This window comes from Streptomyces sp. NPDC014907 (assembly GCF_055562975.1).
In genome coordinates, this window is the sequence record NZ_JBVHEG010000010.1 from 133675 (window position 1) to 152613 (window position 18939).

Annotated in this window: 16 protein-coding genes; 7 read left to right on the top strand and 9 right to left on the bottom strand. The window is 75.8% G+C overall.

Annotated elements, in window-relative coordinates:
- Positions 1-76 precede the first annotated feature (76 nt).
- A complete protein-coding gene (locus tag ACZ3IL_RS23770; RefSeq protein ID WP_467393141.1) occupies positions 77-694 on the top strand; it encodes a hypothetical protein in 618 nt (205 codons plus the stop codon).
- A gap of 70 nt (positions 695-764) precedes the next feature.
- Here the strand turns inward: ACZ3IL_RS23770 and ACZ3IL_RS23775 are convergent, their stop codons facing one another.
- Positions 765-1148 (bottom strand): hypothetical protein, encoded by a 384-nt coding sequence (locus ACZ3IL_RS23775; RefSeq protein ID WP_467393143.1) that lies wholly within the window; start codon positions 1146-1148, stop codon positions 765-767.
- Positions 1149-1427: 279 nt separating this feature from the next.
- Between ACZ3IL_RS23775 and ACZ3IL_RS23780 the strand changes: the two genes are divergently transcribed.
- A complete protein-coding gene (locus ACZ3IL_RS23780; RefSeq protein WP_467393145.1) occupies positions 1428-1601 on the top strand; it encodes a CsbD family protein in 174 nt (57 codons plus the stop codon).
- 94 nt (positions 1602-1695) lie between these two features.
- Positions 1696-2517 carry a restriction endonuclease gene (locus tag ACZ3IL_RS23785; RefSeq protein ID WP_467393147.1) on the top strand — a complete coding sequence of 274 codons (822 nt, stop codon included), beginning with the start codon at positions 1696-1698 and terminating at the stop codon, positions 2515-2517.
- Between the two features lie 45 nt (positions 2518-2562).
- Here the strand turns inward: ACZ3IL_RS23785 and ACZ3IL_RS23790 are convergent, their stop codons facing one another.
- From ACZ3IL_RS23790 to ACZ3IL_RS23810, 5 genes are all read right to left on the bottom strand, one after another.
- Positions 2563-3780: an XdhC family protein gene (locus tag ACZ3IL_RS23790; protein WP_467393149.1), complete on the bottom strand. Its 1218-nt coding sequence runs from the start codon at positions 3778-3780 to the stop codon at positions 2563-2565.
- Between the two features lie 39 nt (positions 3781-3819).
- Positions 3820-5286 (bottom strand): NCS2 family permease, encoded by a 1467-nt coding sequence (locus ACZ3IL_RS23795; RefSeq protein WP_467393151.1) that lies wholly within the window; start codon positions 5284-5286, stop codon positions 3820-3822.
- Positions 5287-5487: 201 nt separating this feature from the next.
- Positions 5488-7893 (bottom strand): xanthine dehydrogenase subunit D, encoded by a 2406-nt coding sequence (gene pucD, locus ACZ3IL_RS23800; RefSeq protein ID WP_467393153.1) that lies wholly within the window; start codon positions 7891-7893, stop codon positions 5488-5490.
- Complete coding sequence (locus tag ACZ3IL_RS23805) at positions 7890-8438, bottom strand: (2Fe-2S)-binding protein (protein ID WP_467393308.1); 549 nt, start codon at positions 8436-8438, stop codon at positions 7890-7892. The genes pucD and ACZ3IL_RS23805 overlap by 4 nt, the downstream gene beginning before the upstream one ends.
- A gap of 2 nt (positions 8439-8440) precedes the next feature.
- Complete coding sequence (locus ACZ3IL_RS23810; protein WP_467393155.1) at positions 8441-9331, bottom strand: FAD binding domain-containing protein; 891 nt, start codon at positions 9329-9331, stop codon at positions 8441-8443.
- Between the two features lie 300 nt (positions 9332-9631).
- Here ACZ3IL_RS23810 and ACZ3IL_RS23815 point away from each other — a divergent pair, with 300 nt between their 5' ends.
- A complete protein-coding gene (locus ACZ3IL_RS23815; protein ID WP_467393157.1) occupies positions 9632-11326 on the top strand; it encodes a PucR family transcriptional regulator in 1695 nt (564 codons plus the stop codon).
- Positions 11327-11873: 547 nt separating this feature from the next.
- A complete protein-coding gene (locus ACZ3IL_RS23820) occupies positions 11874-12662 on the top strand; it encodes a hypothetical protein (RefSeq protein WP_467393159.1) in 789 nt (262 codons plus the stop codon).
- Between the two features lie 33 nt (positions 12663-12695).
- Here the strand turns inward: ACZ3IL_RS23820 and ACZ3IL_RS23825 are convergent, their stop codons facing one another.
- Together ACZ3IL_RS23825 and ACZ3IL_RS23830 are read right to left on the bottom strand one after the other, a co-directional pair.
- Positions 12696-14387, bottom strand: a complete 1692-nt coding sequence (locus ACZ3IL_RS23825; protein ID WP_467393161.1) for a hypothetical protein — start codon at positions 14385-14387, stop codon at positions 12696-12698.
- A gap of 464 nt (positions 14388-14851) precedes the next feature.
- The gene (locus ACZ3IL_RS23830) at positions 14852-15538 is read right to left on the bottom strand and encodes a GntR family transcriptional regulator (RefSeq protein ID WP_467393310.1); all 687 of its coding nucleotides are present in this window, start codon (positions 15536-15538) and stop codon (positions 14852-14854) included.
- A gap of 601 nt (positions 15539-16139) precedes the next feature.
- Here ACZ3IL_RS23830 and ACZ3IL_RS23835 point away from each other — a divergent pair.
- The gene (locus ACZ3IL_RS23835) at positions 16140-17006 is read left to right on the top strand and encodes a (2Fe-2S)-binding protein (protein WP_467393163.1); all 867 of its coding nucleotides are present in this window, start codon (positions 16140-16142) and stop codon (positions 17004-17006) included.
- Between the two features lie 216 nt (positions 17007-17222).
- Positions 17223-18332, top strand: coding sequence for a DUF2637 domain-containing protein (locus ACZ3IL_RS23840; RefSeq protein ID WP_467393165.1), 1110 nt, complete (start codon positions 17223-17225; stop codon positions 18330-18332).
- A gap of 121 nt (positions 18333-18453) precedes the next feature.
- Here ACZ3IL_RS23840 and ACZ3IL_RS23845 read toward each other — a convergent pair whose 3' ends face one another.
- Positions 18454-18858, bottom strand: coding sequence for an ATP-binding protein (locus tag ACZ3IL_RS23845; RefSeq protein WP_467393167.1), 405 nt, complete (start codon positions 18856-18858; stop codon positions 18454-18456).
- Positions 18859-18939: the final 81 nt, after the last annotated feature.

The following is an 18939-nucleotide window of genomic DNA, read 5'->3' on the forward strand; positions in this document are numbered from 1 at the left end:
GGTACGCCCGGGTGCGGGGACGGCCGGCAGGCTGCCGGGCAACGGTCCTGTCACAGGCGGTGGATACCCTGCGGGGATGAACAACGCGATGTGGGACGCCCTGGTGGCGACCCCCCTTCCGGAGGTGCGGCGCCGCGCGGCCGTCGTGGACGAGCTCACCGGGGTCGAACCGGTGACGGTGCCCGGCGCGTGCCGTCCGGCCTGGAACGACGGCGGCGGCCAGTCCGCGGTCTGGTACTTCGCGGAGGACGGCCGCGTCCTGCTGCTGACCTTCGACCACGAGTCGGAGCTGAACCTGTACGCCGAGGAGGACTTCGCCCTCCAGGAGTCCTTCTACGAGGGCGTCCCCGAGTCCCTCGTCGCCCTGGTCCGCGACCGTCCCGAGAACTACGAGTCGCTGAACCTCACGGACCCCGCGACGGGCCGGACGGTCCATTACGCGGGCGGCGTCTTCTGGTACGACGGCACGCGCTGGCACGTGTCCGACGGCCTGGCGGAGCACTGCCGCCGCGAGGACGTGGACCTCTTCGGCGAGTCCGGCTTCGACTACTGCCTGGACGTCTACGGCTTCGGCCGGGACTTCACCCCGGAGACCGTCGTGGCGGCGCGGGACGAGGACGGCCCGTACGAGGACGAGAAGGAGAGGGAGGCGGACCTCGCCCACGTCCGCGAGGTCTTCGCCCGGCACGCCTGACGCCCGCCCCGTGACCGGGGCGGCGCTCCGCCGCCCCGGTCCGGTCGCGGGGCGCCGGGCGGCGGAGGGATCAGAGGGCCGTGAAGAGGTCCCCCGACGCCCCGTCCGCGACGAACCCGTTGTCGAAGCGGACGCGGAGGCGCGCACGGGGCCCCCGCTGCCGGTACGCGGTCCACGCGGGTTCCAGGGAGGCGATCCGCTCTTCGAGCTGTCCCCTGCTGCCCGGGGGCATCTGGTGGCCGAAGGCGTCCAGGAGCGACGTGAGCCGTTCGTACTCGCGGACGTCCCGGTCCGGCTCCCGCTCCTCGTCCACCCGCTCGACGGTGCCCTCGGCGCCCGCTCCCAGGGCCAGGAAGCAGGCGCCCGCCTCCGGTACGGCCCCACCGGCCGGGACGGCCTCTCCGGACAGCGCGAGGTCCACCGCCAGCCTCACTCGCCGGCCCTCTTCCCACATGGTCGTTCCTTCGTCCGCGACACGGCCGGGCCGCGTCCGCGCGTGCGCGGCACGGCCCCTGACGGCCCATTGTCGCGGGCCGGACGCGGCGTTCCGGCACCGGTGGCGCCCGGGAGCGGCGGCGCTCCCTCCGGACCCGGTCGCGGGGAGGCCGGAACGGCCGGAGAAACCCGCTCCCGCGTTTCGGAGGCCGGTTCGGGGTTATGCGGCCTTCCATCACGAACGGAAAACACGAGAACGCGGGAACGCGGATCCACCGTTTCCCCGGGAGGAGCCACCATGTCGGGCAACGAGAAGATGCAGGCCAAGGGCGAGCAGGTCAAGGGCGCGGTCAAGGAGACCACGGGCCGTGCGCTCGGCAACGAGCGGATGGCCGGCGAGGGCCGCGCCGAGCAGGCGAAGGGCGACGCCCGGGAGGCCAAGGAGAAGGCGAAGGACGCCTTCAAGCACTGACCCGCAGGACCGGTGCCGCCGCGGACCCCGCACCCTTTCCGGGTGGGGGGCCGCGGCGCGCGTGGAGCCGTACACGAGCGAGGGAGGGGACCGGATGAGGGCGACCGGGAAGAACAGCGTGACGGTCCGGCGCGGCCCCGTGGCCGTCGGACGCGATCTGGTGCTCGCGATCGGGCTCACGGGGATATGCGTCGGCGGTCTGGCCCTCTTCTTCAAGACGGCCGAGTCGGCGGAGAGCCGCGGCTCGGGGGTCCCGGCCGCCGTCCTGGTGGCGCTCGCCGCCCTCGGCGCGCTGGCCGTCGGTCTCGCGATGGTCCGCAGGAGCGCGTCGGCCGTCCGGGGGCGCCGGGCCCGGCACCGGGCCGGGGCCGGGGAGTCCTTCGACCCGTACGCCCCCGACGTGCCCGGCGCCCCCGGCGGGCCCGGTGCGGCCGGTGCGGCCGGTGCCCCCGGCGTGCCCGTGGTGCCCGACGTCGGGACCGGAGCCCTGGATCACGCGGCGGTCGACGCGGACGGTTTCGAGCACACGGTGGCCGCGCTCTGCGCCCGGGACGGCTGCACCCCCGTGGAGGTGGTGGGCGGGGCGGGCGACCTGGGCGCCGACGTGATCGCCACGACCGTGGACGGCCGCCGTCTGGTGATCCAGTGCAAGCACTACGCCGAGACCAACCGGGTGGGTTCCCAGGACCTCCAGCGGTTCGGCGGCACCTGCTTCACCGTCCACGGGGCCGACGTGGCGGTGGTCGTGACCACCAGCTCCTTCACCGCGCCGGCCGCCGAGTACGCCGCCACGTGCGGGATCGTCTGCGTCGACGGCGAGGGCCTGACGGCCTGGACCGACCAGGCCTCCCCTCCCCCGTGGGACGCCCTCCCGGCGGACCGGGCCGAACCGGCCCCCCTGACCGAACCGGCGTGAGGCCCGCCGGCGGGCGTCCGGGGCCCCGCCCCCGCCCCTTCCGGCTCACCGGCCCCCGGTCGTGGGCCCCCCGGGCGTGAGTCCCCCGGGCGTGAGTCCCCCCGGCGCGGCGTCCCCGGCCGCGCCCCCCGGCCGGCCGGCCCGTTCCGGGGGCCCGTCGTGGTGGATCGGGGTGCGGGCGCCGGCGAGGGGGGTTCCGCTGCCGCCCCGGCGGTGGGCGACGATCTCGGCGCCGATCGACAGGGCGGTCTCCTCCGGCGTACGGGCGCCGAGGTCCAGGCCGATCGGGGAGCGCAGGCGGGCGAGTTCGGCCTCGGTGACGCCGGCCTCGCGCAGCCGCTCCTCGCGGTCCTCGTGGGTGCGGCGGGAGCCCATGGCGCCGACGTAGGCGACGGGCAGCCGCAGAGCCACTTCGAGCAGGGGGACGTCGAACTTGGCGTCGTGCGTGAGCACGCACAGGACGGTCCGGCCGTCGATCCCGTCCGCCGCGGCGGCGGCCTCCAGGTAGCGGTGGGGCCATTCGACCACGATCTCGTCGGCCTCGGGGAAGCGGGTCCGGGTCGCGAAGACGGGCCGCGCGTCGCAGACGGTGACGCGGTAGCCGAGGAACTTCCCCACCCGTACGAGCGCGGACGCGAAGTCGATGGCGCCGAAGACGATCATGCGCGGGGCCGGGACCGAGGACTCGACCAGGAGGGTCAGGGGCTGCCCGCAGCGGCTGCCGTCCTCGCCGATCTCCACGGTGCCGGTCCGGCCCGCGTCGAGCAGCGCGCGGGCCTCGCCGGCCGCGGCGCGGTCCAGCCCGGGGTGGCCGCCGAGGCTCCCCTCGTACGAGCCGTCGGGACGGACCAGGAGGGCGCGGCCGAGGAGGCCGTCCGGGCCGGCGACGATCCGGGCCAGGGCCGCCGACTCCCCCGCCGTGACGGCCGCGAGCGCGGCGGGAAGGACCTCGCCGCGCAGCGGGGAGACCAGGATGTCGATGGTCCCGCCGCAGGTCAGGCCCACCGCGAAGGCGTCCTCGTCGCTGTAGCCGAAGCGTTCGGCGACGGTCCGGCCGTCGTCGAGCGCCTGGACGCAGAGGTCGTACACCGCGCCCTCCACGCACCCCCCGGAGACCGATCCGATCGCCGTGCCCCCGCCGTCGACGGCGAGGGCGGCGCCCGGCTGCCGGGGGGCGCTGCCGCCGACCGCCACCACGGTGGCGACGGCGACGTCGCGCCCCTGCCCGACCCACCGGTGCAGCTCTTCGGCGATGTCCAGCATCTCGGTTCTCCTCGGGAGGTGCGGGAGGGCGACGGGGCGTCAGCCGACGCCGAGGCCGCTCTCGATCGGGTGGATGGCGAAGTACACGAGGAAGATCCCCGTCAGGACCCACATGAAGGCGCCCACCTCCCGCGCCTTCCCCTGTGCCGTCCTGATCACCGCGTAGGAGACGACGCCGGCCGCGACGCCCGTCGTGATGGTGTAAGTGAACGGCATCAGGACCACGGTGAGGAACACCGGGATCGCCACGGAGCGGTCGCCCCAGTCCACGTGCCGGGCGTTCTGCATCATCATCGAGCCGATGACGACCAGGGCGGCGGCGGCGACCTCCTGCGGCACGATCGCGGTCAGCGGGGTGAAGAAGAGGCAGAGGGCGAAGAACGCGCCGGTGACCACGGAGGCCAGGCCCGTGCGGGCGCCCTCGCCGACGCCGGTGGCGGACTCCACGAAGACCGTCTGGCCCGAGGCGCCGCCGACGCCGCCGACGATGCCGCCGGCGCCGTCGATGAAGAGGGCCTTGGAGAGGCCGGGCATGCGGCCCCGCTCGTCGGCGAGCTTCGCCTCGGTGCCGACGCCGAGGATGGTCGCCATGGCGTCGAAGAAGCCGGCGAGCACCAGGGTGAAGACGATCATGGTGACGGTGATGTAGCCGACGTCGCCCCAGCCGGTGAGGGACACCTCTCCGAAGAGCGAGAAGTCCGGCGCGGAGACCGCGCCGCCGTGGAGCTCCGGCGGGCCGGAGAACCAGGCCTCGGCGGGGATGTCGGCGACCGCGTTGAGGACGACCGCGACGACCGTTCCGGCGACGATGCCGATGAGGATGGCGCCGGGGACGCCGCGGGCCTGGAGGGCGAAGATCAGCAGCAGGGTGACGGCGAAGATCAGGACGGGCCAGCCCTGGAGTTCACCGGCCGGGCCGAGGGAGACGGGGCCGCCGCCCGGGGCGGGGTTCTCGTGCACGAAGCCGGCCTTCACGAAGCCGATGATCGCGATGAAGAGGCCGATGCCGATGGTGATGGCGTGCTTCAGGGCGAGCGGGATCGCGTTCATGACCATCTCGCGGAGGCCGGTGACCACCAGGAGGCAGATCACGGCGCCGTACACCACGGACATGCCCATGGCCTGCGGCCAGGTCATGACGGGGACGACCTGCGAGGCCATCACGCCGGAGACGCTCAGGCCGGCGGCGAGGGCCAGCGGCACCTTGCCCCAGAAACCCATGAGGAGGGTGGTCACGGCGGCGGTGAGGGCGGTGGCGGTGATGAGCGCCGGCCGGCCGAGCAGGTTCCCGTCGACGTCCTTGCCGCCGAGTATCAGGGGGTTGAGGAGGAGGATGTACGCCATCGCCATGAAGGTGGTGACGCCGCCGCGCACCTCCGTGGCGACGGTGGAGCCTCTCTCCGAGATGTGGAAGTACCGGTCGAGCCAGGACCTGCCCGCGGGGTTGCGCGAGCCGGGGCCCGCGTCCTCCGCACTGGTCCCGGGATCGACTGACGACTGGGTCATGGGGCCTACTCCCAAGGTTCAAAGGGGCACCCGCGCCGGACTTCGAAGGTTTCTGGTCCGCTGAAGACCGCGGGATTCGGGATGCTGCGTGGCCGCACGACCCGGGGGACGGCCCGAGACGAACGGGGTGGTGCGGGGCTCCGGGCGGTACCGGCGGGGAAGGGTGGCGCCCCCGGCACGGGCGGTACCGCCCGGAGACGTCTACCGGGTGCCGGTGAGCGCCTCGGGGCGGACCGGCACCCTGGTCAGCTCCAGGCCCGTCGCGTCCCGGATCGCCGCGAGGACGGCCGGGGTGGACGACAGGGTCGGGGCCTCGCCGACTCCCCGCAGGCCGTACGGCGCGTGGGGGTCGGCGAGTTCGAGCACGTCGACCGGGAGGTCCGGCGTGTCGAGGATCGTCGGGATCAGGTAGTCCGTGAAGGAGGGGTTGCGCACCTTCGCGGTGTCCGGGTCCACGACGATCTCCTCCATCACCGCGATGCCCAGGCCCTGGACGGTGCCGCCCTGGATCTGGCCGACGGTGGAGAGCATGTTGAGCGCCCGGCCCACGTCCTGGGCGGTGGCGAGTTCGACGACCTTGACCAGGCCGAGTCCGGTGTCCACCTCGACCACCGCGCGGTGCGCGGCGAAGGCGTACTGGACGTGGCCGCCGCCCTGGCCGGTGACCGGGTCGAGGGGGACGGTCGGGCGGTGGCGGAACTCCAGCTCGACGTCGACCGGGTCCTCGCCCTCCAGGACGTCGGCCAGGGTCGCGAGGACCTCGCCGGCGCCGGTGACGATCGCGCCGTCCTCCAGGAGGAGTTCGCCGGCCGCCCAGGCGGGGTGGCGGGAGCCGTTCTTGCGGCGCCCGATCTCCAGGACCTTCTCGCGGACGGCCTCGCAGGCCTTCTTCACCGCGCCGCCGGTCATGTACGTCTGCCGGGAGGCGGAGGTGGAACCGGCGGAGCCGACCCGGGTGTCGGCCGGCTGGATGGTCACCCGGGCGACGCCGAGTTCCGTGCGGGCGATCTGGGCGTGCACGGTGACGCCGCCCTGGCCGACCTCCGCCATGGCCGTGTGGACCATGACGACGGGCTCGCCGTTGACGGCCCGGAGGACCACGCGGGCGGTCGAGTGGTCGTCGAAGCCCTCGGAGAAGCCGACGTTCTTGATGCCGACGGCGTAGCCGACGCCCCGGACGACGTCCTCGCCGTGGGTGGTGTGGGAGAGGCCGCCGGGCAGGGCCCGGAGGTCCGCGCCCTCGCCCGCGGTCTCCCACTGGCGTTCGGGCGGCATCGGGCGGTCCTTGACCAGGCGCAGCAGTTCGGCGACGGGGGCGGGCGAGTCGACGACCTGGCCGGTGGGCATGACCGTGCCCTGTTCCATGGCGTTGATCCGCCGGAACTCGACCGGGTCCATGCCGAGTTCCTTCGCGAGCCGGTCCATCTGGGCCTCGTACGCGAAGCAGGCCTGGACCGCGCCGAAGCCGCGCATGGCGCCGCAGGGCGGGTTGTTGGTGTAGAGGGCGAGCGCCTCGATGTCGACGGCGTCGACCGCGTACGGTCCGGCGCCGAGCGAGGCGGCGTTGCCGACGACGGCCGGGGAGGACGAGGCGTAGGCGCCGCCGTCGAGGACGATCCGGGCCCTGAGGTGGGTGAGCCTGCCGTCCCTGGTGGCGCCGTGTTCGTAGTGGAGCCGGGCCGGGTGGCGGTGGACGTGGCCGAAGAAGGACTCGGCGCGGTTGTAGACGATCTTGACGGGCCTGCCGGTGCGGAGTGCCAGGAGGCAGGCGTGGATCTGCATCGACAGGTCCTCGCGGCCGCCGAAGGCCCCGCCGACGCCGGAGAGCGTCATGCGGACCTTCTCCTCGGGCAGGCCGAGGACGGGGGCGATCTGGCGCAGGTCGGAGTGGAGCCACTGGGTGGCGACGTACAGGTCCACGCCGCCGTCCTCCGCGGGGACGGCGAGGCCGGACTCGGGGCCGAGGAAGGCCTGGTCCTGCATGCCGAAGACGTAGTCGCCCTCCACGATCACGTCGGCCCGCCGGCGGGCCTCCGCCACGTCGCCCCGGACGACCGGCTGGCGGCGCACGACGTTGGGGTGCGGGACGTGGCGGGCGTGGTGGTCGGTGCGGCCCTCGTGGAGCAGCGGCGCGCCGGGGGCGAGCGCGGAGGCCTCGTCGGTGACGAGGGGCAGTTCCTCGTACACGACCCGGATCCTGGCGGCGGCGCGGCGGGCGGTCTCCGGGTGGTCGGCGGCGACGAGGGCGACCGGTTCGCCGTGGTGGCGGACCCGGTCGTGGGCGAGGACGGGGGTGTCCCGGATCTCCAGGCCGTAGTGCTTCGTCCCGGTCGGCAGGTCGTCGTGGGTGAGGACGGCGTGCACGCCGGGGGTCGCGAGGGCCCCGGAGACGTCGAGGGAGACGATCTCGGCGTGGGCGACGGTGGAGCGGAGGGTGTGGCCCCACAGCATGTCCTCGTGCCACATGTCCGAGGAGTACGCGAACGCGCCGGTGACCTTGAGGACGCCGTCGGGGCGGAGCGTGGATTCGCCGACGCCGCCCCGGGTGTGGTGCTGGGTGACGTCCGCGGGGGTGCCCGCGGGGACGGTGCGGGTGCTGCGGGTCACGGCCGGGCCGCCTCTCCCTGCCGGGCGGCCGCCAGGCGGACCGCGTCGAGGATCTTCTCGTAGCCCGTGCAGCGGCACAGGTTGCCGGAGAGCGCCTCGCGGATGTCCTGGTCGGACGGGTCGGGCCGCCTCTCCAGGAGTTCGTCGGCCGCGACCAGCAGGCCGGGGGTGCAGAAGCCGCACTGGACGGCGCCGGCGTCGAGGAACGCCTGCTGGACGGGGCTCAGTTCGGTGTCCCCGCCGGCCCGCACCCGGCCGGGGGCGGACCGGTGTCCCCCGGCGGTGGCCGCGCGTTCCGCGGCGAGGGCGGCGAGGCCCTCGACGGTGACGACCTCGCGGCCCTCGGCCTGGCCGGCGGCGACGAGACAGGCGCAGACGGGCACGCCGTCGAGGCGGATCGTGCAGGAGCCGCACTCGCCCTGTTCGCAGGCGTTCTTGGAGCCGGGCAGCCCCAGCCGTTCGCGCAGGACGTGGAGGAGGGACTCGCCCTCCCACACGCCGTCGGCCACCTGCGGGCGGCCGTTGACCGTGAAGGAGACGCGCATGGTCATGCGGCCTCCCCGGACGGGCGGCCGGTGCCGCGGTACCGCTCGCAGGCCCAGCCGAGCTGGCGGCGGGCCATGACGCCGACCGCGTGACGGCGGTACCGGGCGGTGGCCCGGACGTCGTCGATCGGGTCGGTGGCGCCGGCGCAGAGGTCGGCGAACCGCCGCGCGGCCGACGGGGCGACGGCCCCGCCGCGGTCCCAGAAGCCGCTCTCCTCCAGGACCGCGTTCAGGAAGGCCTCGGCCTCCCGGGCGCGGACCGGGGTCGGCGCGGCGGAGCCGATGCCGGTGCGCACGGTCCGGGTCTCCGGGTGGAGGGCCAGGCCGAAGGCGCAGACGGCGATGACCATCGCGTTGCGGGTGCCGACCTTGGAGTACTGCTGGGGCCCGTCCGCCTTCCTGATGTGGACGGCCTTGATGAGTTCGTCCGGTTCGAGGGCGTTGCGCTTCACGCCCGTGTAGAACGCGTCGATCGGGATGAGGCGGCTGCCGCGCACCGACGCGGCCTCGACCTCGGCGCCCGCGGCGAGCAGGGCCGGGTGGGCGTCCCCGGCGGGCGAGGCGGTGCCGAGGTTGCCCCCGACGCCGCCCCGGTTGCGGATCTGCGGGGAGGCGACCGTGCGCGAGGCGAGGGCCAGGCCGGGCAGTTCGGTCCGCAGGTCCTCCATGATGCGGGTGTACGGGACGGAGGCGCCGAGGCGGACGGTCTTCTCGCCGACCTCCCACTCGCGCAGCGTTTCGATCCGGTTCAGGTCCAGCAGGTGTTCGGGGCGCCGACGGTCGAAGTTGATCTCGACCATGACGTCGGTGCCACCCGCGAGGGGCACGGCCGCGGGGTGCTCGGCCTTGGCGGCGAGCGCTTCCTCCCAGTCGGCGGGGCGAAGGAAGTCCATGGGGCTCTCTTCCGGTGGTTCTGGCGGTCGGAGAGGGGGGACGGGCCCGGAACGACGGCCGGCCCTCGGCTTCGGTTCGTGTGCTGTTCACGCGGTGTGCGACTCAGTACACAAGTCCACGATCGCCCGGGTGCAGTCACCGAAAACATGAAGGAGTTGGCTGGGGTCCACCGTCGTCTTGTAGATTCGAACGAAAGACGGAGGGCGGAGGCCTCACCGTTTCCCCCCGGAAACGACGGCTCCGCCGCACCGTCCACCACGACACCCCTCATCACTGACGAGAAGGACGGCGGCGACACCATGCGGCTGCGCGCACTGCTGGAGAACGACGCGCTGGGGCTGCGCCTGCTCGGCGGCGAGGACGAGATGGACCGCACCGTCCGGGGCGTGATGACCACGGACCTCAAGGACCCCAGCCGGTACCTTTCCGGCGGTGAGCTGGTCCTCACCGGTCTCGCCTGGCTGCGGGAGCCCGCCGACGCCGAGCCCTTCGTCCGCATCCTGACCTCGGCCGGGGTGGCCGCCCTCGCGGCGGGCGAGGCGGAGCTCGGGGACGTTCCCGACGCCCTCGTGCAGGCGTGCGCGCGCCACCGGCTGCCGCTCTTCGGGGTCAACGAGTCCGTTGCGTTCGCGACGATCACCGAGCACGTCGTCCGGCAGGTGTCCGGCGAGCGGGCCGGGGACCTGGCGGCCGTCGTGGAGCGGCACCGGCGCCTCATGACCTCCGGCCCGGCGGGGGGCGGCCCCGAGGTCGTCCTCGACCTGCTCGGCTCCGACCTGGACCTGCGGGCCTGGGTCCTCTCCCCCACCGGCCGCCGGATCGCGGGCGCGGGGGAGCCCCTGGACGGCGGGCTCGCCGCCACCCTGGCCGGTGAGCACCTGGCCGCCTCGCGGACCGGCCGGCGCGGCCCGTACCGGGTGACGGCCGGTGGCACGACGTACTCGCTCTTCCCGATCCGCAACACCGGCCGGGGGCCCGTCCCCGCCCCCCGGGACGCGCGCGAGACGGTCCTCTCGGACTGGCTGCTCGCCGTGGAGGCGGACGCCGGGGACTGGCCGGCCGCCCGGCTGGACCTGCTCCAGGGCGTCACCCAGCTGATCGCGGTCGAGCGGGACCGGCGCGACGCGTCCCGCACGGTGCGGCGACGGCTCGCCCAGGAGGTCCTGGAGCTGGTGCAGACGGGCGCCGCGCCCGCCGAGATCGCGGCCCGGCTGCGGGTGGCCGCCCCGGTGCTGCTGCCCGGCCTCGGCTCGGCCCCGCACTGGCAGGTGGTCGTCGCCCGGGTGGAGTGGGAGCAGGAGGCGGGCCAGGGTCCCGCCGTGGACGGCGGACCGGTCGCGCAGGCCCTCCTGGAGGAGATCCTGGTCGACCCGGCGGCCGTCGGGGCCGAGTCGGCCGACCGGATAGCCGTCGCCCACAGCGGGGACGAGGCCATCGCGCTGGTGCCGCTGGCCGCCGGCCCGGCGCCGGACGGCGGGGACGGGGCCCGGACGCCCGCCGGTCTGCACGCGGACGCGCTGCTCGCCGCCGTACGGGCTCCGCTCTCCGCGGGCCTCGCCGACGACGGGCGCCTCACCCTGGGCGTCAGCGCGGCGGTGCACTCCGCGGAGGGGCTGCGCGGGGCCCTGGAGGAGGCCCGGCACGCCCGCCGGGTCGCCGCCGCCCGGCCGGGCCGGGTCTGCGCGGCCGGCCACCACGAGCTGGCCTCGCACGTGCTGCTGCTGCCGTTCGTGCCGGACGACGTGCGCCGGGCGTTCACGGCCCGCCTGCTCGACCCGCTGCGCGACTACGACCGGCGCCACCGGGCGGAGCTGATCCCGACCCTGGAGGCGTTCCTGGACTCCGACGGCTCCTGGACGCGCTGCGCGGCCCGTCTCCACCTGCACGTGAACACGCTGCGGTACCGGGTGGGCCGGATCGAACAGCTCACCGGCCGCGACCTGTCCCGTCTGGAGGACAAGCTCGACTTCTTCCTGGCGCTGCGGATGAGCTGAGGCGCCCTCCGGAGAGGACGGGGGCGACGGGGGCCGGGGAAGTCCCGGGACCCGGGAAAGCCCCTGGGGGGCGGGGAAGGCGCCGGGCGGGACCCGGGAGCTGCCCGGAAGGAACCCGGGAGGAGCCGGACGCGTCCCGGAAAGGACCCGGGAGGAACCCGGGTGCGTCCCGGAAAGGACACGGAAGGAGCCGGACGCGCCCCGGAAAGTGCCGGACGCGCCCCGGAAAGGACTCGGAAGGCGTCGGAAGGGGCCCGGAAAATCATCCGGGAATTCACTCCTTCGGAGGAGTCCGAAGGAGTGGCGTCCGGGCTGGTGGGGGCCGTCGGCGGAGGCGGCCGGCGGGTCGCCCGGGGGCGTGATCGCGGGCCCGGCGGCGGCCGGACGGGGTGCCGGGAGCGCTCCGGGGAGCGGTCATCGCACCGGTCACCCCCTTGTGAAATCTTTCACCCGACCCCTTGGCCGGGTGCTGCCCTTCGTGCTGAGATGCGGGTCTACTCAACAGCTCGATGGCGCGCTCGGGGAGGGCAATGTGGCGGATACCGCCATGTCTGGTTCCGAATCAAGGGGTGGCGAAGAACCGTCCCTCGCCCACGACGGGGAGACGCCCGTGGAGACCGCCGTGTGGCGGCTCCGCTCCCGGGGCTGCTGGACGGACGCGGCCGCCCTCCTCGCGCCGCGCGCCGCCGAACCGGCCGCGGCGCTCGAACGGGCCGCGCTGCTCATCGAGCGCTGCCTCTACACGGAGAAGGGCTGGGCCGACGCGGAGGAGGCACTCCGGACGGCCGAGGCGGTCGCCCGCACCGACGAGGAACGCGGGGCGGCCGCCTGCGAACGCGGTTACCTCGCCTACGCGTCCACCCTGCTCGGGGTCCGCGACCGGGCCGACGAGGCCCGGATGGCGCTCGGCCGGGCGGCGGCGCTGATCGCCCCCTCCGCCGAGGGCCGGCCGCTGCTCGACTTCCGGCGCGGGCTGATCGCCCAGAACCTCGGCGACTCCCCGCAGGCGGCCCTGGCCGCGTACCGCAGGGCGCACGCGGGGGCGGCCGCGCAGGGGGACTCGCTGCTGCTCTCCTCCACCTGGCGGCACCTCGCCGGACTCGCCTTACGGGAGGGCGAGTTGGCGGAGGCCCGGCACGGGTTCGCGGAATCCCTGCGCATCCGCGAGGAGTTGGGCTACCTCGTCGGTACGGCCCCGGCCCTCACCGCCCTGGCCACCACGGAGACGGAACCGGAGGCCGGGCGGCTGCGGGACGAGGCGCGGCGCCTCTTCCGCCTGCTCGGCGGCGTCCCCACCTGGCTGTCGTCCCAGCTGGTCCCCCGGCCGGCCGCCTGAACGGGCCCTCCGGAGAGGGGAACCGGCGCTCCGTCACCCGCGCGGCACGAGACGCAGGAGGCTCTCGTCCGTGCCGACGACGAGGGAACCGGTTCCGGTGACGGCGACGGCGCGGACCGGGGGCCCCGGGCGGAAGGAGAGCGCCGGGCCGCCCCCGGGCCGGCGGAGCTCCACGAGGCCGTCGCCCCACGCCACCGCGACCAGGGGCCCGCCCGGGGTCTCCGCCGCGTGCAGGGAGACCACCGGCGAGGAGCGTTCGGCGAGGGGTTCGGGGCGCGGGTCGCGGCCGGGTTCCCAGAGCCGTACGGTCCCGTCGGCGCCGCCGGAGCAGACGAAGGGGGTCGCGGAGCCGACCGCCGCGACCGCGGTGACCCGGCCGCTGTGGGAGGCCGCCTGGTGGAGGCCGGTGAGGCCGAAGGCGTGCACGGAACCGAGCCGGTCCCCCACCACCACCGAACCGGCGACGGCCGCCAGGGCCGTGCCCGGGTGACGGGCCAGGGTCGCGGAGACCGCCTCGGTGAGGCGCTCCAGGTACGGGGGACGGGGCGCCGTTCCCCGTACGGTGTGCAGCCTGCCCCGGTCGTCCAGGATCAGCACCGTGCCGTCCGGCGCGGGCGCCAGGGCCGTGATCCGGCCGGGGACGGCGTGCGCCAGGCGCCCGGCGGAACCGGCGTCCGCCTCGTGGAGCAGGCGGACGGTGCCGGTGCGGTCGCCCACGAGCAGCGTGCCCTCCAGCGGCCCGTCCGCCGCGCCGATGACGGTGACGGGGCCCGGCCAGGGCGGGGTCAGGTCGCCCCGGTGGCGGGCCCACCGGAGCCGCCAGGGCGCGGTCCGCGCGAGGTCCGCGAGGGCGGGGCGCAGCCGGGGGTCGGCCCCGTCGCCGAGCGCGGCGAGCAGCACCAGGGCCCGGTCCGCCGGGTCCTGGTCGCGGCAGAGCGACTGGCCTGCCCGCATCCAGGCGGTCCCGAGGCCGCCGTGGTCGCCGGCGGACCCGCCGGGGAGGCCGGACGGTTCGGGCCCGTCGGGGGTGCCGGGCACACCGGCGGGCGCGGCACCCGTGGCGTACGCCGTGGTGACGAGGAGGGGGTCCGCGACGCAGACGGCCACCGGGTCGGAGAGGTCCGGCAGCGGCCGTGCGGGGCCCTCGGGCGCGTCCGGGGCGCCGGGGGCCGGGCCGCCGGGGTCCGGAGCGCCGTCGAGGTCCACGAGGACGGCCCCGCCCGCGGAGCGCAGGGCGGCGAGGGCGGGGGTGCCGTCACGGGCCTCCACCACGAGCCGGACCCGTCCCACGCCCGCGAGGTCCGTGATCAGCCGGGTGAGCGCGGCGGGTTCGGCGGCGGCGTGCAGGTCGGTGAGGAGCAGGACGGGCCGGCCCGTGGACCGCGCCCCGCCGGTGGTGAGGGCGAGGGCGTCGACGAGTTCGCCCGTCGAACGGGCCACGACGCCGAGGCGGTCCGCGAGGGTCCAGGCCGCGCCGAGCGCGCTCTGCCCGGCGAGCGGGACGAGGACGCGGGCGGGACGGCGGCGGGCGCGGGCGGAGCGGGGGGCGGGCGCGGCGATCCGTTCGAGCAGGGCGGACTTGCCGGTGCCGGGGGCGCCGGTGACGAGGCAGAGCGGGGGCGCCCCGGGGTCGGTGAGCCAGCCGGTCAGGGCCGCGGTCCCGGCCTCCGCGTCGGTGGCGGGCCGGCGTCCGCCCCGGGCCGGGGGCGGGGTCGCGGACGGCATGGGAACACCTCAGGGGCGACACGGTGCGGGCGGCTGACGCCCACGGCCTCGGGACGTGGGGAGAAAGTCCCGTCCGGCCCGCGGGCGGGCGACGCCACTTTCGCTCCCCACCCTAGCCGCCCGGGGCCCGGAGGCGTCCTGCCGGGCCGGCCCCCGCCGACGGGTCCGGGAACCAGCGGCGGAGCCGGGTCCCGACGGGCGGGACCGGGGGCCGTCCGTGAAGCAGGGTTCCGACGGGCGGGACCGGGAGCCGCCCGTGGAGCCGGGTTCCGGCGACCGGAGCCTGGTTCCGGCGGCGGGACCGGGAGCCGTATGCGCGACCGGGTTCCGGTGGGCGGGACCGAGGCCGTATGCGCGACCGGAGCCGGGTGCCGGTGGGTGGGACCGGGAGCGCCCGTGGAGCCGGGTTCCACCGACGGGCCGGTCCGGCCCCCGGGCGGGCGGCAGCGCTCGCGCCGCGCGCCTCAGTACTCCGAGCCCGTGAAGTGCTCCCGTACGAGCGTCTGGACGACCGTCAGGTCCTGGGCGGCCAGGGCGTCGAGCAGGGCGGTGTGCTCGGCGGCGTCCGCGACGAGCACGCCGTGGCGGAGGGCGGGGGCGCTGAGCAGGGGCCACTGGGACCGGCGGTGGAGGTCGTCGGCGACGACGAGGAGCTGTTCGTTCCCGGCGAGGGAGAGGACGGCCCGGTGGAAGGCGCGGTCGGCCTCGGCGTAGTGGGCGCGGTCCCCCCGGGCGGCGGCGGCCGCGGTGGCCTCGGCCAGCGGGCGCAGCCCGGCCCAGCGGGCGGCCGGGACGGTGCGGGCGAGCCGCAGCATGACGGGGACCTCGATGAGCGCGCGGATCTCGGCCAGTTCGGCCAGTTCGCGGGAGGTGCGCTCGACGACGCGGAAGCCGCGGTTCGGCACGACCTCGACGGCGCCCTCGACGGCCAGGCGCTGCATGGCCTCGCGGACGGGGGTGGCGGAGACGCCGTAGCGCCCCGCGAGGACCGGGGCCGAGTACACCTCGCCGGGGACCAGTTCGCCACCGACGAGGGCGGTGCGGAGGGCGTCGAGGACCTGCCCCCGGACGGAGTGCCGCAGCACGGGGCGGGGGACGGGGGCGACCGGCCCGTCCTGCGGGTGCCGGTCCCGCGAGCGGTGGTTCTCCAGGTGCCGGTCCTGCGGGTGGCGGTCCTCCGGGCGGCGGTTCTCCAGGTGCCCGTCCTGCGGGCGGCGGTCCTCCGGGTGCCGGTCCTGCGGGTGCCGGTCCTCCGGGTGCCGGTCCTCCGGGCGGCGGTCCTCCGGGCGGCGGTCCTCCGGGCGGCGGGGGCCGCGCCGCGGCCCGCCGTCTCCGGTCCGGTCCGGGCCCCGGCCCGGGCCCGGGAGGCGTACGGACGTCCCGCGGGCGGCCCCGGCGGGCTCCGTGCCCGCCGACGGCCCGGGAAGCAGCGGCTCCGGGCGCCCGGCCCCCTCGCGCGCACGGTCCGGACACACGGGTTCCGGCTTCCGGGGGACGGCGTCGGCGGAGGGCGGGAACGGGCTCTCCGTCTCCCGCTCGCGCGCTGCGCCCTGCTCCACCCGGGTCCTCCCGCGACCTCGCACCGGGCCCGGCTCGCGTCGCGCGGGTCCCCCGTGCACCATAGGCGAACGGGACGACCCCGGGGGCACGAGGGACGCCCCGCAGGTCGGAGCGGTGCGTCGGCGGTGAGACACCCGACCGGATCGGGTAAGGTAAGGCTTACCTGCCAACGCTCGCGATTCGGTGGTCCGCATGACCGTCCCCACTCTGCTGCCCGCCCCGCCGGCCTCGCCCGTGGCGGCCTCCTACGCCCGCCTCGCCGAGGTCTTCCCGTACCTGCGGATAGAGGAACGGGTGCGCGGCGAGGCGCTGCCGCGCGGCGAGGGATGGGTGGACGCGGAGGCGCTCGCGGCCGGCGGTGCCGCGCTCGACGCCTTCCTCGCCTGGGACGACGAGCAGGTGCTGCGCGACTACGGCGTCCGGGGCCGCTCCGACGTCGTCGCCGGCTTCGGGCTGCACCGTTACGCCTGGCCCGCCTGTCTGCTCGTCACCGTCCCGTGGTTCCTGGAGCGCAGGGTGCCCCGCCTCCCCGTCCGGAACGTGGCCTTCCAGCGGACGCTGGGGCGTCTGGCGGTCCGGATCGAGGAGTTCGCCTGCCTGCCGGACGACCCCGCCGCGGCCCTGCCCGGCGCCCGGGTCGTCCCCGACGAGGAGGCGTTGCGGGCCGAGGTGCGCTCCTCGCTCGCCGAGCACTTCGAGGCGGTCCTCGACGGCTTCGGCCCCCGGATGCGGCGCGGCCGCCGGGCCCTGTGGGGGATGGCCACGGACGAGATCGTGGAAGGCCTCTGGTACGTCGGCACCCTGCTCGGCGAGGAGCGGCGGGCACGGGAGGAGCTGGAACTCCTCATGCCCGGCACCGTCAAGGCCCACAAGCCGTACGCGGGCTCCGCCGGCTTCCGCGAACTGCCCGGCGCCGAGGGGCCGGAGGGCGGCCCGCTCACCACCCGCGACCGGGCCACCTGCTGCTTCTTCTACACGCTGCGTCCCGAGGACACCTGCGTCACCTGCCCGCGCACCTGCGACGCCGAGCGGGTGCGGCGGATGACCGGGGCCGCCTGAAACACCCCGCCGGCCGCACAACGGTTCACGCCACCCGGAAGGGTGACGTGAACCGAACACAACCCCCTCCCCCTGAGCGGGTGTTCGACCAGAACGTCCTCATTCGCGCGGCTCGGCCCCCCGATGGCGTGCACTTGCCCGGAAACGCCGTGGGTGCCTCGCGGGGTCCGCCAGTATGGGCGGCCGAACACCCTGACGCGATGCAAGGGACACCGCATGAGACTGACCGACATATCGCTGGACTGGCTGCTCCCGGGCGGCGTGATGGTCGCCGGAGTGCTGACGGCGGTGGCGGTGCTCGCGCGCGGGAAGCGCGCCGGTGACCAAGCCGCGGCCGAGGACTCCTGGGAACGCAGCGAGGAGCGCCGCAGGCGCAAGGAGGCCGTCTACGGATTCGCCTCGTACGGCCTGCTCTTCTGCTGCGCGGCCGTCGCGGCCGCGCTCTCCTTCCACGGGCTCGTGGGCTTCGGCCGGCAGAACCTCAACCTCTCCGGGGGCTGGGAGTACCTCGTGCCCTTCGGCCTCGACGGGGCCGCCATGTTCTGTTCGGTGCTCGCGGTCCGCGAGGCCAGCCACGGCGACGCGGCCCTCGGCTCGCGCCTGCTCGTCTGGCTGTTCGCGGGCGCGGCGGCCTGGTTCAACTGGGTGCACGCGCCCCGGGGGATCGGCCACGACGGAGCCCCGCACTTCTTCGCGGGCATGTCCCTCTCGGCGGCGGTCCTCTTCGACCGGGCGCTGAAGCAGACGCGCCGGGCCGCGCTGCGCGAACAGGGCCTGGTGCCCCGTCCGCTGCCGCAGATCCGGATCGTCCGCTGGCTGAGGGCGCCCCGGGAGACCTTCGCGGCCTGGTCCCTGATGCTCCTGGAGGGCGTGCGGACCCTGGACGAGGCGGTCGACGAGGTGCGCGAGGACCGGCGGGAGAAGGAGCAGAACCGGCTGCGCAGACGGGACCAGGTCAAGCTGGACCGGGCCCGGCTCAAGGCGATCAACCGCCAGCACCGCGCCTTCGGGCTCGGACGCGGCGGCGACCGCCGGGTCGAGATGGCCGCCCTGAACGCCACGGCCCCTTCGGGGTCGGTGCCGGCACCGGGCGGGCCGGGCTCCGCGACGGCCGCCGTCCAGGCGCCCGTCGCGGAGCCCGCCATAGCGGACCCCGGACAACTGCCGCTCCGCCCCCGGCCGTCCCTGCAAGCCGTGAAGGGGGACGAGCCCCGGACGGGTGAACCCCGGACGGTGGACCTCGTCGCCGAGGACGACACCCAGGCGCTGCCCCGCCTCGACTCCCTGGAGCGCAAGCTCAAGGACCTGGAGCAGCAGTTCGGCTGAGCACGGGAGGAAGAACGGGTGAGGGGCGGAGCCGCCGTCGGGCGGCTCCGCCCCTCACCCGTTCCCGTCCCGGCCCGGACGCGTCACGGGCACGGTCCGGCCGCCCGCGCGGTCCGGCCGCTCACGCGGCCCCGCCGTTCAGTTCGAACCACACCACCTTGCCCGTCCCCCGGTCCTCGACGCCCCAGGAGTCGGCCAGGGCCTCAACGAGGACGAGCCCCCGGCCGTTCGTGCCGTCGTCGGCGGGCGGGGCGGGCGGCGTCCTCAGCCCCGGGACGAAGTCGCGGACCTCGACCCTCACCTGCTCGGGCACGACCGTCGCGGTCACGACGGCCCCGTGGCCGGTGTGGACCAGCGCGTTGGTCACCAGTTCGCTGGTGAGCAGTTCGGCCACGTGGGAGGCGTCCGGCCCGCCCCACTTCCCCAGCAGCTCGCGCAGGGCGTGCCGCACCTCCGGAACGGCGGTGAGATCCGCGCATCCCACCTTTCTGAGCAGTTGAGTCGGCTGTCGTGCCTCCCCGGTCATGTCCCCCCACCCGTGGTCGCGTCGAACAGGCTCACGGGGATGCATGCCCCACGGGACCGCCGGCACACATGGAGCGGTGGC